The 13,954-nt window shown below is 70.7% G+C and carries 13 protein-coding genes; 9 read left to right on the forward strand and 4 right to left on the reverse strand.

The genetic code is table 11. The features are described from left to right. Window positions 1-27 precede the first annotated feature (27 nt). The 6 genes from C5E10_RS04970 to mutM all read left to right on the forward strand — a co-directional run bounded on the left by C5E10_RS04970 (window position 28) and on the right by mutM (window position 3,897). Window positions 28-759 (forward strand): copper resistance CopC family protein, encoded by a 732-nt coding sequence (locus C5E10_RS04970; protein WP_104330696.1) that lies wholly within the window; start codon window positions 28-30, stop codon window positions 757-759. A 99-nt stretch (window positions 760-858) separates the two neighbouring features. Then, the gene (gene coaD, locus C5E10_RS04975) at window positions 859-1,359 is read left to right on the forward strand and encodes a pantetheine-phosphate adenylyltransferase (protein ID WP_104240619.1); all 501 of its coding nucleotides are present in this window, start codon (window positions 859-861) and stop codon (window positions 1,357-1,359) included. Window positions 1,360-1,402: 43 nt separating this feature from the next. Then, window positions 1,403-2,023, forward strand: a complete 621-nt coding sequence (locus tag C5E10_RS04980; RefSeq protein WP_258063767.1) for a DUF177 domain-containing protein — start codon at window positions 1,403-1,405, stop codon at window positions 2,021-2,023. A 41-nt stretch (window positions 2,024-2,064) separates the two neighbouring features. Beyond that, window positions 2,065-2,268: a 50S ribosomal protein L32 gene (rpmF, locus tag C5E10_RS04985; RefSeq protein ID WP_068484295.1), complete on the forward strand. Its 204-nt coding sequence runs from the start codon at window positions 2,065-2,067 to the stop codon at window positions 2,266-2,268. A gap of 10 nt (window positions 2,269-2,278) precedes the next feature. After that, window positions 2,279-3,025, forward strand: a complete 747-nt coding sequence (rnc, locus tag C5E10_RS04990) for a ribonuclease III (protein ID WP_104330697.1) — start codon at window positions 2,279-2,281, stop codon at window positions 3,023-3,025. 2 nt (window positions 3,026-3,027) lie between these two features. After that, window positions 3,028-3,897 (forward strand): bifunctional DNA-formamidopyrimidine glycosylase/DNA-(apurinic or apyrimidinic site) lyase, encoded by an 870-nt coding sequence (gene mutM / locus C5E10_RS04995; protein ID WP_104330698.1) that lies wholly within the window; start codon window positions 3,028-3,030, stop codon window positions 3,895-3,897. A 52-nt stretch (window positions 3,898-3,949) separates the two neighbouring features. Here the strand turns inward: mutM and C5E10_RS05000 are convergent, their stop codons facing one another. Next, the gene (locus C5E10_RS05000; protein ID WP_104330699.1) at window positions 3,950-4,672 is read right to left on the reverse strand and encodes an MBL fold metallo-hydrolase; all 723 of its coding nucleotides are present in this window, start codon (window positions 4,670-4,672) and stop codon (window positions 3,950-3,952) included. Window positions 4,673-4,725: 53 nt separating this feature from the next. On the opposite strand from C5E10_RS05000, the gene C5E10_RS05005 reads away from it, so the two are divergent. Next, window positions 4,726-5,268 carry a TetR/AcrR family transcriptional regulator gene (locus C5E10_RS05005; protein WP_104330700.1) on the forward strand — a complete coding sequence of 181 codons (543 nt, stop codon included), beginning with the start codon at window positions 4,726-4,728 and terminating at the stop codon, window positions 5,266-5,268. 10 nt (window positions 5,269-5,278) lie between these two features. Continuing rightward, entirely contained in the window at window positions 5,279-7,234 is a 1,956-nt protein-coding gene (locus C5E10_RS19290; RefSeq protein WP_219820324.1) for a hypothetical protein, read from the forward strand. Window positions 7,235-7,256: 22 nt separating this feature from the next. Here the strand turns inward: C5E10_RS19290 and rnhA are convergent, their stop codons facing one another. The 3 genes from rnhA to C5E10_RS05025 form a co-directional block, all read right to left on the reverse strand. Further along, on the reverse strand, window positions 7,257-7,706 hold the full coding sequence (gene rnhA, locus C5E10_RS05015) for a ribonuclease HI (protein ID WP_104330701.1): 450 nt from the start codon (window positions 7,704-7,706) through the stop codon (window positions 7,257-7,259). Window positions 7,707-7,759: 53 nt separating this feature from the next. Then, window positions 7,760-8,452, reverse strand: coding sequence for a bifunctional 2-polyprenyl-6-hydroxyphenol methylase/3-demethylubiquinol 3-O-methyltransferase UbiG (locus C5E10_RS05020; RefSeq protein ID WP_104330702.1), 693 nt, complete (start codon window positions 8,450-8,452; stop codon window positions 7,760-7,762). Between the two features lie 114 nt (window positions 8,453-8,566). Continuing rightward, window positions 8,567-9,670 (reverse strand): GNAT family N-acetyltransferase, encoded by a 1,104-nt coding sequence (locus C5E10_RS05025; protein ID WP_104330703.1) that lies wholly within the window; start codon window positions 9,668-9,670, stop codon window positions 8,567-8,569. Between the two features lie 187 nt (window positions 9,671-9,857). Between C5E10_RS05025 and C5E10_RS05030 the strand changes: the two genes are divergently transcribed. Continuing rightward, window positions 9,858-13,790, forward strand: coding sequence for an AAA family ATPase (locus tag C5E10_RS05030; protein WP_104330704.1), 3,933 nt, complete (start codon window positions 9,858-9,860; stop codon window positions 13,788-13,790). Window positions 13,791-13,954: the final 164 nt, after the last annotated feature.

The raw sequence follows: 13,954 nt of genomic DNA on the forward strand, positions 1-13,954 counted from the left end.
GAGCGTCCCCTGGCCTACGATGGGCGGGTGACCTCTTCCTCCTCCGCACACGCGCTCCGCGTCGCCTCCCGCCTCATGCTGGCCGCCATGCTGGCGTTCCTGGCCCTCGCGCTCGGTCTCGGCTCGCAGTTCGCTTCCGCGCACGACCAGCTGATCGAGTCGAGCCCGGCTGCCGACGAGTCGGTCGACGTGGCTCCGGAGAGCGCGACCATGACGTTCTCCGCTGAGGTGCAGTCGGAAGGCACGCTCGGCCCGCAGGTCGAGCTGTTCGCGGTGACCGCCGTGGAGCAGACGGCCGTCGAGCTGGAGTCGGCGGCCACGGCCGACGGCTCGGTCGTGACGCAGGCGCTCCCGCAGCTCGCTGCGGGGGACTATGCCCTGAACTGGCAGGTCGTCTCCTCTGACGGCCACCCGATCTCCGGCACGATCCCGTTCACGGTGTCGGTTGGCGTGGCGCCGGCTGAGGACGTCGCACCGTCAGCGTCCGCCTCCGCTGGTTTCGGTGCCGCCGAGAACACCGAGGGGGCCGCGATCACGAACAGCGACGCGGGAACGTCGGATGAGGCGTCCCAGTCGACGGCCGCCGGCTCCGGCATCCCGCCGTGGGCCTGGGTGCTCATGGGGCTCGCCGGTGTGGCCGTGGTCTTCGTCTCGTTCATCCTCTTCCGGCGCAAGGCCGCGGATCTCGAGGCGAGCAGCGCGCCGAGGCCCGAGGAGCCGCTGGCCGATGGAGACGACGACACGCCCACCCGCGTCTAGCTCGCAGCTGACCCCGTCAGGCCTGCTCCACTCGTCCCGATCACGCGGTGAGCGCTCCATGGGCGCGACGTGCAGGGACCGCCCCGTAGTCTTGTGGGCATGAGCAGAATCGCTGTCGTTCCCGGCTCGTTCGATCCGGTTACCCTTGGCCACCTCGACGTCATCCAGCGTGCCGCAACGGTCTTCGAGGAAGTGCACGTCGTGGTCGTGCACAATCCCGACAAGCACGCGCTCCTGCCCATCTCGCGCCGCGTCGAGCTCATCGAGCAGGCGGTATCGGCGACCGGCATCCGCGGCAACGTCCGCGTCGCGTCGTGGAGCGTCGGCCTGCTCGTCGACTACTGCACCGACGTCGGCGCGAAGGTCATCGTGAAGGGCATCCGGTCGCAGGCCGATGTGACCTACGAGACGCCGATGGCGATCGTGAATCGCAACCTCGCTCGAGTCGAGACGATGTTCATGCTGCCCGACCCGAGCCACGCGCACGTCTCGAGCTCGCTGGTCCGTCAGGTCGCCTCGCTCGGCGGAGACGTGTCGCCGTACGTGCCTCGTGTCGTCTACGAGTACCTGCAGGGCGACACCGACACCTCCATCGAGTAGGTGGCTCGGGATGCACTCCGCGACGAGGGCGTACAATCTCCCGGTGACTTCCTCTCCGTACTTCGTGAACATTGCGACCATCGTGGGCAAGCCCGGCACGATGCGCGAGCTCGAACTCGACTTTGATGCGCCTGAGCGCATCGGCGAGGGGCTCGGCTACATCGAGAAGGGCACGCCGGTCGAACTCGACGTTCGTCTCGAGGTGCTGCACGACGGCATCCTCGCGACGGTCGGCCTCGAATCGAGGATGGCCGGGGAGTGCAGCAGGTGCCTGACACCGCTGGACGAGCCGCTCCGGGTCGATTTCGCAGAGCTTTTCGCGTATGCTCGCGACGAAGCCCTCGAGTACGAGGTTCACGACGACATTGTCGACCTTGAACCGCCCGTTCGCGATGCGGTAGTGCTCGCACTGCCATTCCAGCCGGTTTGTCGGCCGGACTGCCTCGGCCTAGATCCTGAAACCGGCGAGAAGCTGGTGGAGCCGCTCGAAGAGCAGGCACCAGCGGTTGACCCGCGTTGGGCGGCGTTGGCAGGGTTTGGCGCTTCAACAGAAGCACCCGAGGAACCAGCAACGGGTTCCGAGGAAGCCGCGGGTCCTCGTGAGACAGAATCTCCTGAGGATGCGCGCAACCATGATTACAAGGGGGAGCCGGGCCAGTACTGAGCCCGCCTCCCTGCACGATGAAAGATGAAAGGTAGACGCCGATGGCTCTCCCCAAGCGCAAGATGAGCCGCTCGAACACGCGTTCGCGCCGTTCGCAGTGGAAGGCCTCCGTGCCGACCCTCGTCAAGACCGTCGAGAACGGCAAGGTCACCTACAGCCTCCCGCACCGCGCGAAGGTTGTCGAGGACGCAGCCGGCACTCCGCTGTTCTTCGAGTACAAGGGCCGCAAGGTCGCAGACGTCTGATCCTCGCGTCATGCACGACGTGAAGATCATCGACCCCGACGCCGCACCGTCAGCTGAGCTGGCACGCGGCCTCGGGGTCGACTTCGTTCCCTCGCTCCTCGAGCTCGCGTTGACCCACAGGTCGTACGCGGTCGAGAACGGTGGCATCCCCGATAATCAGCGCCTCGAGTTCCTCGGCGACTCGATCCTCGGGCAGGCCGTCACCGTCATGCTGTACCGGACGTACCCCGACTACTCGGAGGGGCAGCTGTCGCGTCTGCGCGCATCCCTCGTCTCGACGGTGGCGTTGGCGGAGATCGCGCGGGGCCTCGGCCTCGGCGCCTACTTGCACCTCGGTCGTGGCGAGCACCTGACGGGCGGCAACAAGAAGGATTCCGTCCTGGCGGACACGGTGGAGGCGGTCATCGGGGCCGCGTACCTCTCCGCCGGGGTCGAGGTCGCGACGGAACTCGTCCTGCGCCTCGTCGAGCCGAAGCTGGCTGTGGTGTGGCGTCTCGGGGCCGAGCAGGACCCGAAGACCGCACTGCAGGAGCTCGCGGACACGCAGTGCGCTGAGCCGCCGCGCTACGAGGTGGAGGGTTCTGGCCTCGAGCACGACCGCAGCTTCACGGCGACGGTCACGGTGCTGAAGAAGAAGCGCATCCTCGCGCAGGCGCAGGGCGTCGGCACGAGCAAGAAGCAGGCGGAGGTCGCTGGCGCGCTTGCCGCGTGGCACCAGCTGAACGATGGCGGCGACGGCGCCCCTGCGGGCTCCTAGCCGTGCCGGAGCTGCCTGAAGTCGAGGTCGTGCGCCTCGGCCTCCAACCCGCGGTCACGGGTGCCGTCGTGTCTGCCGTCGAGGTGCTCGACGAGCGCTCGCTGCGTCGACACGCTGGCGACTCGGCCGCGTTCGTCGGCGCGCTCGAAGGGGCGAGGATCTCGAGCGTGTCGCGGCGCGGGAAGTTCCTGTGGCTGCCGCTCGCGGGCCGCGAGGAGGCGCTGACGGCGCACCTCGGCATGAGCGGTCAGATGCTGCTCCGCACCTCGGATGCGCCCGACGACCGGCACCTGCGAGCGCGCATCCGCGTCGATGGTCCCGCCGGCGATCTTGTCGTCGCCTTCGCCGACCAGCGCGTCTTCGGCTCGCTGGCCGTCGATCGCCTCGTGCCGACGGCGGACGTCGAGGGTGAGCGGGTGCCGTCGCAGGTGGCGCACATCGCACGCGACCCGCTCGACCCGAACTTCGACGACGATGCGTGGGTGGCGGCGCTGCTGCGCCGCAAGACAGGCGTGAAGTCGGCGCTCCTCGACCAGACGCTCATCTCGGGCATCGGCAACATCTACGCCGACGAAGCGCTGTGGCGGGCGAGGCTGCACTACGGGCGCGTGACCTCCGGGCTGTCGCCGTCGAAGGCGAGGGAGCTGCTGCTGCACGTGCGGGAGGTGTTCGCGAAAGCGCTCGCCGAGGGTGGCACCTCCTTCGATGCGCAGTACGTGAACGTCAACGGGCAGGCCGGCTACTTCGCGCATTCGCTCAACGTGTACGGGCGCCAGGGGAAGCCGTGCCCGAGATGCGGGCGGCCGATCGTTCGCGAGAAGTTCCAGAACCGGGGCTCGCACTTCTGCGAGAAGTGCCAGCGAGAGCGCTAAGCCACGGGCCAGCCTCGCTCTGCGCTGGGCTCCGTGGCGACGAGTGGCGAGGTCAGTGAGCGCTGCGGGAGGCCGATTCCACCGCCGCGACCGCCGCCTCCACTCCTGAGCTCCAGGGCGCTCCGTGTCCTGGCAGCACCCACTTCGCCTTCGTGTCGACGATGGCGCGGAGCGAGGTCATGGCCTGCGCCGGCTCGTCGGTGAACGGGGCTGCTTGTGGGCCCTCCTGCCCGGTGAGCACGTGGCGGGTCGTGAGCGCATCCCCGACGAAGACGGCGTCGACGGCGGGCACGAAGACCGCGATGCTGCCCGGCGAGTGGCCGGGCATGCCGATGATCTGCGGCGAGCCCGGAAGGTCGAGCGTCGCTCCGTGCTGCACCTCGACGACCTCGGTGAGCCACGTGGTTCGCGCTCCGCCCTTGCGCAGCGTGTAGGCGGCGAAGGTGAGCAGGGGGCCGAGCTTCATCGACTGCTTGGCGTTCGAGGGCTTCGGCCCGCCCTTCGCGCGGGCGGCGTCATCCGCATGCACGTAGACGGGAACGCCGTGGTCGCGTCGCAGCCGCTCGGCGAAGCCGACGTGATCGGAGTCGCCGTGGGTGAGGATCACGCCCTTGATGTCGTCGACCGAGCGTCCGATGGATGCGAGTTCGGCGACGAGCTCGCGCCAGTGGCCGGCGAGGCCGGCGTCGATGACGGTCACGCCCTCCGGGGTGGTGACGAGGTAGGCCGCGACGATGTCGTTGCCGATGCGGTGGAGGGAAGCGTCGAGTCTCATGAAGGCTATGGTACGTAGCCATCATGGCTACTGTCAATAGCTATAGTGGAGGCATGCCTACTCCGGACAGGACCTCCCTCGACGCGATCGTGCTCGCCGCCCGCGACCTCCTCGAAAGCGAGGGGCTCCCCAGGCTGAGCATGCAGGCGGTCGCCGTCCGGGTTGGAGTCCGTGCGCCGTCGCTCTACAAGCGGGTCGCGAATCGTGAGGAGCTCATCCAGCTCGTGGCCGAGGCGACCCTCGTCGAGCTCGGAGAGCGGCTGGACGCCGCCGGCGATCTCGAGCAGCTCGCGGATGCGTTCCGGGCGTTCGGGCACGAGCGCCCGGCCGCGTTCCAGCTCGTGATGACGCCGGGGGCCGGAACGCCCGTGGCACGGCCGGAATTCGGTGCGGACGCGAGCGCGAGCATCCTGCGCCTCGCGGGCGAGCTCGCCGGTGAGGAGCGAGCGCTCGAGGCGGCCCGCACCCTGACCGCGTGGGCTGCCGGCTTCGTCAGCATGGAGTTGAATCGAGGCTTCAACCTCGGCGGAGACATCGACGAGGCCTGGCGCTACGGACTCGCGGGCATCGTTCGCGCCATCGGCGCCCGCGGCTAGGGTCGTTGTCATGGGCTACTCGCTGAACTTCCTGCGCATCGAGGGTGGCGAGCACGTCGATGCGGACCGGAACGAACTCGCGGCGTTCCTCGCCGCCCGGGGTCTGCACGTCGTCCCAGACGAGAGCACGGGGGCACTCCTCGACGCCGGAGGGCAGCCGCTCGCCTTCGACGGCAACTGGTCCGATCTCTACCTCGACCCGCCCGAGCAGGAGGCACCGCTCACCGGCGGCATCTTCCACGCCACGCTCTCAGAGGCTGAGCTGGGCTTCATCTTCGATCTCTGCGTCGCGGCAGGCTTCCTCATCGTCAACCCGCAGGGAAGCCCGACGTACATCGTCCCCGCGGAGAACCACCCGCCACAGGCGCTCGATGACCCCGAGGACACGGCCTGGGTCGGCGACGCCGCCGAGCTCCGGCAGGCCCTCTCCGGCAGCTTCTCCGACTTCGTCCGGTTCCGCGACCTCGTCCTGTCGCGCCCGATGTCGGAGACGCTCGCCGCGCGGGAGCGCAGCCGGCAGCGTGCCCAGCAGCCGAGCCCGCGGGAGCTCGCAACCCTTTCGCTGCTCGCGCAGCAGTACCGCGAGCATCCGGCAGACTCCGCGGCCTTCCACGGCTACTGGGCACGAGCCATGGTGCGCGGTACCTGGGTGGTGGCGCTCGACCCCACGACGTCCCGGCTCGCGATCTCCGAGGACGACGCAGTGCCGACCCTGTTCGCGTTCACGACGTCCAGGCGAGCCTCGCTCGGCACGCCCGGATCAGCGCCGCGCTTCGTCACGGCGACGCTCCAGCAGGTGGCCGACGAGATCGATCACGGGGGAGTGCGTCGGGTGGTCCTCGACCGTGGGCTCGACGACGCGAGTCTCGACGCCGCCTGGCTGCGAGGCCTGGTCGAGACCTACGCCGAGCAACCTCATCTCTCGGCGAGACCGGTGGTGCTGCCGCGCGCCGCAGAGGGAACGGTCGCCGACAAGCTCAGGACCACGCAGCAGGAGATCCTGCAGCTGGTCGCGGCGGGCCTCGACCTCGAGGAGACCGAGACGGCCAGCCGCTTCACGGTGCTCGGCAACCACGCCCGCGTCGGTCACCCGATCGCCGTCATCCTTGGCCTCGGCGCCGACCCCGAGCGCACCGACAGCAAGGGCTACCGGCCGCTCCACCACGCAGCCAACGGGCTCCACGTCGAGAACGTCCGCCTCCTCCTGCGGGCCGGTGCCGAGGTGAGCGCGCAGCGTGTGCTGCCCGGTGCTGGCCCCGGTACGGCGGGCGCCGGCACCAGCCAGGCGCCGACGCCGCTGCTGGCGCTCGAGCTGGCCGCGAGCCGAGGCGTCGTCGGCGATGGCCTCGACGATCTCCTCACCCTCACGCAGCTCGTCGAGCTCCTCGTCGCGGCAGGCTCTCCCGTCACCGACGCGGTGCGCGCCGACATCACGCTCGCGGCGCGTTCGAGCGAGGCGAGGCGCATCCTGCTCCCGGAGGAGGACGCCGCAACTCAGGATGCCGCGCTTGCACGCCTCTCCGAGCTCACGGGCACCCAGCCGGCCGAGCGGATCACCGCGCCGAGCGCCTCCCTCGCCCGCGCGATCGGGGACACGGACGCTGAGCGGTTCGCGAACCTGCGTGGCCAGCTGGTTCCCGAGGTCGGCCGAGCAGCGACCGTGCAGGGTGAGGTCGTCCGCATCGTCGACGTCATCCTCGCCGAGATCCGCGGCAACGACAGCCTCGACTTCACCGAGGCGCACGTCGATCTCGCACGCGCCTGGCACGGCTACCTCGAGACCGGACTCGACAACGGCATCAGCGGCCCTGGGTGGGACTGCGTGCTCGAGATCCAGGAGCATCTCGCCACGCGTCGCGGGTTCGAGGACGCCTCGTGGGACGAGCTGATGCGGTCAGTGGCCGTCACCTGGGTGGCGCAGAACCCGCAGCTCATCCCGCTCGGCGACGTCGCCTACCGCCTCTGACCGCGCTTCGCTAGCCGTGCTGCTAGCCGCGACCGAGCGCCTGGTCGACGCCCTTGTTCGCGAGCAGGTCGGCGCGCTCGTTGCCGACATCACCCGAGTGGCCCTTCACCCACCGCCACTCGATGGTGTGTCCGCTGTCCTCGACGAGCGCGTCGAGCTCCTTCCAGAGCTCCGCGTTCTTGACGGGCTGCTTCGAGGCGGTCTTCCACCCCTTCGCCTTCCACCCCGTGATCCACTCCGTGATGCCCTTGCGAACGTACTGGCTGTCCAGGTAGAGGGCGACATTGCAGGGCTTCTTGAGCGCGCTGAGCCCCTCGATGACGGCCTTGAGCTCCATGCGGTTGTTGGTGGTGTTCAGCTCGCCGCCGAACAGCTCCCGCTCGTGGTCGCCCGACCGCAGCCAGACTCCCCAGCCTCCGGGGCCGGGGTTGCCCTTGCAAGCGCCATCCGTGTACATCACAACATCACTCACGTGCGTCCCTCATCTCCGTCGCCGACCACGCAAGAGTAGTCGGATGCCGAGGCTCAGCCCATTCGGCGCAGGAGCACCACGCTGTCCTCGAGCGTGCCGGGAGCGCCGTCTGGGGAGGCGACGTCGCGGGTTCGCGACTCGGCGATGACCGTCTCCCACTCTCCCGCGGGCAGCGCCAGCTCGGCGATCTCCCGGTCCGGCTGCACGAAGAGGTGCGCGGGATGCTCCGAGTCCTGCACCCACGACGGCACTCCGGCGTGCGCGACGGTCAGGAGGTGTCCGCCGGGTGCGAGCATGAGAGCGGCCTTGCGCAGGATCTCTGCCCGAGGCAGGTGGACGGGCGACTGGAAGAAGCTCGCCGTGATGAGGTCGAGCTCATCGTCCGGGGACCAGGTCTCGAGGTCGCCCGTCGCGAAGTCGAGCAGTGCGGCGTCGACGCCAGCATCGACGGCTGCGGCGCGTGCGCGCTCGATGGCGACGGTCGAGATGTCGATGCCGGTGACCCGCCAGCCCTGCTGGGCGAGCCAGATCGCGTCGCCACCCTCGCCGCATCCGAGGTCGAGGGCACGGCCCGGTGTGAGCGTGCCGGCGACACTCGCGAGGTTCGCGTTCACGCGACCGGACCAGACGGCGGGCTTCGCCTTGTAGAGCTCGTCCCAGAACTCGAGCGGCGGCTGGGCGGTCGCTCCGGCGCCAGGCTCGTCGGGGCTCGAGCTTGTGGTGGCGTGGTGGTTGTGCGAGGTCATGCGCTCAGCATGCGCACCGGATCGAACATCTGCAACCTTGTTTGCGAGAACCGCAAGACCTGGGCGTCCGGCCCCTGGTCTCGTCCCGTCACACAGCCACGGAGTCACGCAGCCTCACAGCCGCTTCTGCCAGCCGCCTTCCGGCGCGAGGGGAACGAAGCCGAGCGCCTCGTTGACCCGCAGCATGTGGGCGTTCTCTTCAGCGTTCCACGTGAACACTCCGGTGCACTCCGGGTAGCGCTCGGCGAGCTGCACGAGGTTCGCGGCCTTGACGAGCATCCCGAGTCGCCTGCCACGGTGCGTCGACGTGACCAGCGTGTTGTCCTGCTGCGCCGGCCGCGTTATGTCGTCGAGGTCGAGCTGCAGCATGGACTGGGCCACGAGGGTGCCGCTCGGGATATGCAGCACGGCGGCGTTGAGGAACGTGGAGCCGGCGGCGAGCGCTCGACGCTCCATCTGCGAGACGCGTTCGGCGTCCCAGTGCTCCTCATCGGCCTCGAGGTCGCCAGCCGGTGCGTCGATGGACATGTCGCCGTTGAGCCGCGCCAGGTCGTCGAGGTACTCGGGGTCGCTCTCGCCCTCCCAGGTCAGCAGACGGTAGGCCGCACCAGCCCGGGCCGCTGCGGCTTCGATGTGCGCACGCAGACGTCCCGCCGGCACGGGCAGGCGCAGCTCGCTGATGCGCTCGACCTGCCCCAGCTCCCACCCGTGCTTCCAGAGGAATCGCGCCGCCGGGTCCGCCCCCGAGACGCTGCCATGACCCGTCGGCGCGAGCACCCGTTCCCCGCCGGCCGTTGGATGCTCCACCCAGGCCTGCAGGGACGTGCGCCCATCGGCCCGAGCGAGGTCCTCGAGGTGGGCCGCGACGCAGGTGCCGATGCCGCGTCGCCGGTGGGGCGCATCCACAACGACGTGAGGATAGGCCAGCGAGGGGGAGTCGCGGGGCGAGACCATGAGCTTCGCAGCGGCGACCGGACGCTCGGCCTCGAGGTCGCTCGCGCCGCGCGGGAACGCGAGGAAGAGGCGCGTGGTGACCGGCCCTGGCATGGTCCAGTCGGCGAGAACTCGCTGGCTCGTCTCGAGCAACCGCCCCGCACCATACGTGTCCGCGGAGCCGCGGTTGACGATGCCCGCGAAGCGCTCGAGCAGGCCCCAGGCCTCAGCGTCTCGGTTCGACCCTGGATCTGGAGGCGTGAGCTCCCGAATGAAGTAGTCCACTCCGGTACCGTAGCTGTCAGGTCAACGCCTCGACAGCCCCGCCAGCGCGACGATCCAGGGCGCCACCGCGCCGGATCGAGCACCAGCCCAGCACGACCGACTCAGCCCAGCCCGACCACCACCCCAGACCACCCCAGACCGACCCACGAGCGACGTCCGACCACCAGCGAGAGGCCAGCGAGCGCGCATGCATCTGAAGAGCCTCACGATGAAGGGCTTCAAGTCGTTCGCGCAGCCGACGACGCTCGCGCTCGAGCCCGGGGTCACGTGCGTCGTCGGGCCGAACGGCTCAGGCAAGTCGAACGTCGTGGATGCGCTCGCCTGGGTGATGGGCGAGCAGGGCGCGAAGAGCCTCCGCGGCGGCAAGATGGAGGACGTCATCTTCGCCGGAACCGCGACCCGCGGGCCGCTGGGCCGCGCCGAGGTGACGCTCACGATCGACAACGCCGACGGGATGCTCCCCATCGAGTACAGCGAGGTGACGATCCGTCGCACCCTGTTCCGCAACGGCGGTTCCGAGTACGCCATCAACGGCGACGGCGTTCGGCTCCTCGACGTGCAGGAGCTGCTGAGCGACACCGGTCTCGGCAAGGAGATGCACGTCATCGTGGGGCAGGGACGCCTCGACGCCGTGCTCCGCGCGACGCCGGAGGAGCGCCGAGGCTTCATCGAGGAGGCAGCCGGGATCCTCAAGCATCGCCGCCGCAAGGAGAAGACGGTGCGCAAGCTCGAGGCCATGGAGGCCAACCTCACGCGCCTGCGCGACCTCACGAACGAGGTGCGCCGACAGCTGAAGCCCCTCTCCCGGCAGGCCGACATCGCGAGGCGAGCGCAGGGCATCCAGGCCATCGCCCGCGACGCGAAGGCGCGCCTGCTCGCCGACGACGTCGTGCAGCTGCGCGCAGCCCTGCGGCTCGCGACCGGCATCGAGCAGGAACGCTCCGAGGAGCGGGTCGTGCTGCAGGAGAAGCTCACGGCCGCGCTCAACCGGGCCGAGCTGCTCGCCGCCGAGAACCGCGGAGACGCTGCCGACGGTGCGCGCCGGGTCGTGTTCGACCTCGAGAGCGTGCGCGAACGCATCCAGAACCTCAACGCGCTCGCCTCGCAGCGCAAGGGGCTCCTCGTCTCGCGCCTCGAGTCGCCCGCGTTCGTGCCGACCGTGACCCTGGAGGCCGTTGACGCGGCGCGCCGGGAGACGGAGGCGCTCGCGGGGCGTGCCGCCGAGGCCGAAGCGCTCTGGGAGGCGACGAAGCTCGCTACGCAGGATGCGCGTGCCGCCCTCGACCGCATCGACGTGGAGATCCAGGCCCAGGCGACCCGGATCTCCGCCTACGACCTCAGCCGCAGCGAGCTGCGCGGCGCCGCCGACACGGCCGCCTCGAAGCTGGCGTCCGTGCGGGGCGAGGTGCTCAGGCAGCGCAACGCGCGCGACGCTGCAAGCGACCGCCTCGCGCAGGCGACGAAGGCCAAGGAGGAGCTCGACGCGACCGCAGTCCAGAGCGCCTCCGACTCGAGCGAGCTCGACGCCGCCTACAAGCGCGCCGAGGCGGCGCAGCGTGAAGCGGAGCAGGCACTCGACGCCGGACGCACCCGCGCCCACGAGCGCGAGCGCGAGCGCGACGCCCTCCAGGCGCGCGTGCAGGCGCTCACCCTCGCGACAGCCGCGAAAGACGGCACCGCCGCGCTCCTCGCCGCAGGCCTCGAGGGGGTCGAGGGTCCCGTCGCCGAGCACCTCCGCATCGACGAGGGCTACGAGGCCGCCATCGCCGCCGCCCTCGGTTCGACGGCCGACGCGGTCCTCGCGAGCGACGCCGATGCCGCGTTCCGAGTGCTCGCGCACGCCACGGGGGAGAAGCTCGGGCTCGTCGAGATCGTCGCCGAACTCGGCGAGGGCAGGCCCGTCCGGGCGGGTTCCACGACCCCGATGCTGCCGGAGGGCCTCCGCCCCGCGGCTGCTCTGGTGCAGGGGCCACCCGCCATCACCGCCCTGCTCGCCCATGTGCACGTCAGCGAGACGCTCGACGAGGCACGGGCGGCGATGGCCGCACTGTCGTCCCCGGACGGCTCGGCCCCCGCAGGCGCAGGGCTCACCGTCGTCACCAGAGCAGGCGAGGTCCTCACGAGCACCTCGCTCCGCGGCGGGTTCGCGGAGGAGGGCACCAGCCGCCTCGAGCTGCTCGCCGCCCGCGACCGAGCATCCGCACGCCTTACCGTGGTCACAGACGAACTCGACCAGGCCGCGCTTGCGCTCGCCGAGCACCGGGCCGCGTCGCAGGCGGCGAAGGCCGAGGCGAAGCGCACGCTCGACGCCCTCCGCGCCTTCGACGGCGCCCTCGCCGCCGAGCGAGAGCAGCTGAACCGGGCCAGCGCGCGAGTGGATGCGGGCAGCGCCGAGCTCGCGCGCGCCGCGAAGGCCTTCGACCTCGCCTCGAGCGGCGTCGAAGCCGCAGAGCAGGCGGCGCTCGCGGCGAAGAGGGCGCTCGCCGAGCACGAAGCCCTCCCGCGCCCCGAGCTCGACTCCTCGGCGCGCGTCGACGCCAACGCCGCCGTCGAGCGTGCCCGCGAAGCCGAAGTCGAGGCCCGGCTGCAGCTCGAGACCCTGCGCGAGCGGTCCCGAAGCGAGCGCCTCCGTGCCGATTCCCTCGTCCGTCAGCTCGAAGCCGACCGCCAGGCTGCCGACAAGGCCGCCAGGGAGACGGTCGTGCGCCGCGCCGAACTCGCCCAGACCGAGCGCGTGCTCGCCGCCATCCCGAGCCTCACCGCCGCCGTCCAGGCGTCGCTCGCCGAAGCCCAGCAACAGCTCGCCGAAGCCGAGCGCGAGCGCGCCGCCCAGCACGAGGAGCTCGGCCAGCTCCGCCAGACGGAGCAGCAGCTGCGAGCGCGCCTCAGCGAGATCACCGAGGACGTGCACTCGATCGAGCTGCAGATCTACGAGAAGAAGAGCTCCCTGCGCTCCACCCTCGAGCGGGCAGCGAGCGAGCTGCGCCTCGCCGAGGCGGTCCTCGTCGCCGAGTACGGTCCCGACCAGCTCGTGCCGGCGGACGACGACGCGCTGCGCGCCAAGGCCGAGCGCATCGCCTCCGCGCTCGCCGAGCAGCGAGCCAGGCACGAGGTTGCGGGCGAGGGTGAGGCGGCCGCAGAAGCCGAGGACTCGGCGGCGGCGGCGAGCGACGCTGACGCGGGCGTGAGGGAGGGCGAGGCCGCTGACGCAGCCGGCCAGCCGAGTGCATCCAGTGCATCCAGCGCAGCAGGCACCGCAGCCGACAGCGCCGAGCACTCCGACGCCACCGCCGAGCAGGCCGACAGCAGCGCCGAGAGCAGCACCGCTGCCCAGGCCGCGGCAGCGATCTCGGCCGGGGCCGTCCCCGCGCTCGCGGAGCAGCTCGACGACGACCTCGCCGCGACTCTCGAGGGGGACGCCGAGGAGGAGTTCGTGGGCGTGCCGTTCGTTCGCGCGGAGCAGCAGGCGCGCCTCGCCGCGGCAGAGCGCAAGATGTCCACGCTCGGCCGCATCAACCCGCTGGCGCTCGAGGAGTTCGCGGCGCTCGAGCAGCGGCACGCGTTCCTCGCCGACCAGCTCGACGACCTCGCCGCGACGAAGGCCGACCTGCTCCGCATCGTGGGCGACATCGACGAGCGCATGCGCACCGTCTTCGAGGCCGCCTTCGAGGACACCAGGGCCGCGTTCCACACGGTCTTCCCGATTCTCTTCCCCGGCGGCTCCGGCGACATCACGCTCACCGCCCCCGACGACATGCTCACGACCGGCATCGAGGTCTCGGTGCGGCCGGCCGGCAAGAAGATCGAGCGCCTCTCGCTGCTCTCCGGCGGCGAGCGCTCGCTCGCGGCGGTCGCGATCCTCGTGTCCATCTTCAAGGCCAGGCCCAGCCCGTTCTACATCATGGATGAGGTCGAGGCCGCCCTCGACGACGCCAACCTCGGTCGACTGCTCGCGGTCTTCGAGGAGCTCCGCGCGTCCAGCCAGCTCATCGTCATCACCCACCAGAAGCGCACAATGGAGATCGCCGACGCCCTCTACGGCGTCTCGATGCGGCAGGACGGCGTGTCTGCCGTCGTGGGTCAGCGCATCCACCGCACCGAGGACCAGCCCGCCGCCTGAGCGCCGCCCGCCGGCCCGGCCCCGGCGCCGCGTGCCTGCCTCTTGCCGCACCCCGCCTGCGCCGCACCCCGCCTGCGCCGCGCCCCCGCCCTGGGATCGCTGCCAGTCAATGCCCCCTCAGACCGTGGGCCTGAGGGGGCATTGACTGGCAGCGATCCCAGGGC

This window comes from Pseudoclavibacter sp. RFBG4 (genome assembly GCF_002931515.1).
In the GTDB taxonomy this organism is placed as follows: Bacteria; Actinomycetota; Actinomycetes; order Actinomycetales; family Microbacteriaceae; genus Pseudoclavibacter.

Coding starts and splice junctions, on each gene's coding strand:
- coaD (WP_104240619.1), top strand. CDS start 859: ATGAGCAGAATCGCTGTCGTTCCCGGCTCGTTCGATCCGGTTACCCTT.
- rpmF (WP_068484295.1), top strand. CDS start 2,065: ATGGCTCTCCCCAAGCGCAAGATGAGCCGCTCGAACACGCGTTCGCGC.
- rnc (WP_104330697.1), top strand. CDS start 2,279: ATGCACGACGTGAAGATCATCGACCCCGACGCCGCACCGTCAGCTGAG.
- C5E10_RS05000 (WP_104330699.1), bottom strand. CDS start 4,672: ATGAGACTCGACGCTTCCCTCCACCGCATCGGCAACGACATCGTCGCG.
- C5E10_RS05005 (WP_104330700.1), top strand. CDS start 4,726: ATGCCTACTCCGGACAGGACCTCCCTCGACGCGATCGTGCTCGCCGCC.
- C5E10_RS19290 (WP_219820324.1), top strand. CDS start 5,279: ATGGGCTACTCGCTGAACTTCCTGCGCATCGAGGGTGGCGAGCACGTC.
- C5E10_RS05020 (WP_104330702.1), bottom strand. CDS start 8,452: ATGACCTCGCACAACCACCACGCCACCACAAGCTCGAGCCCCGACGAG.
- C5E10_RS05030 (WP_104330704.1), top strand. CDS start 9,858: ATGCATCTGAAGAGCCTCACGATGAAGGGCTTCAAGTCGTTCGCGCAG.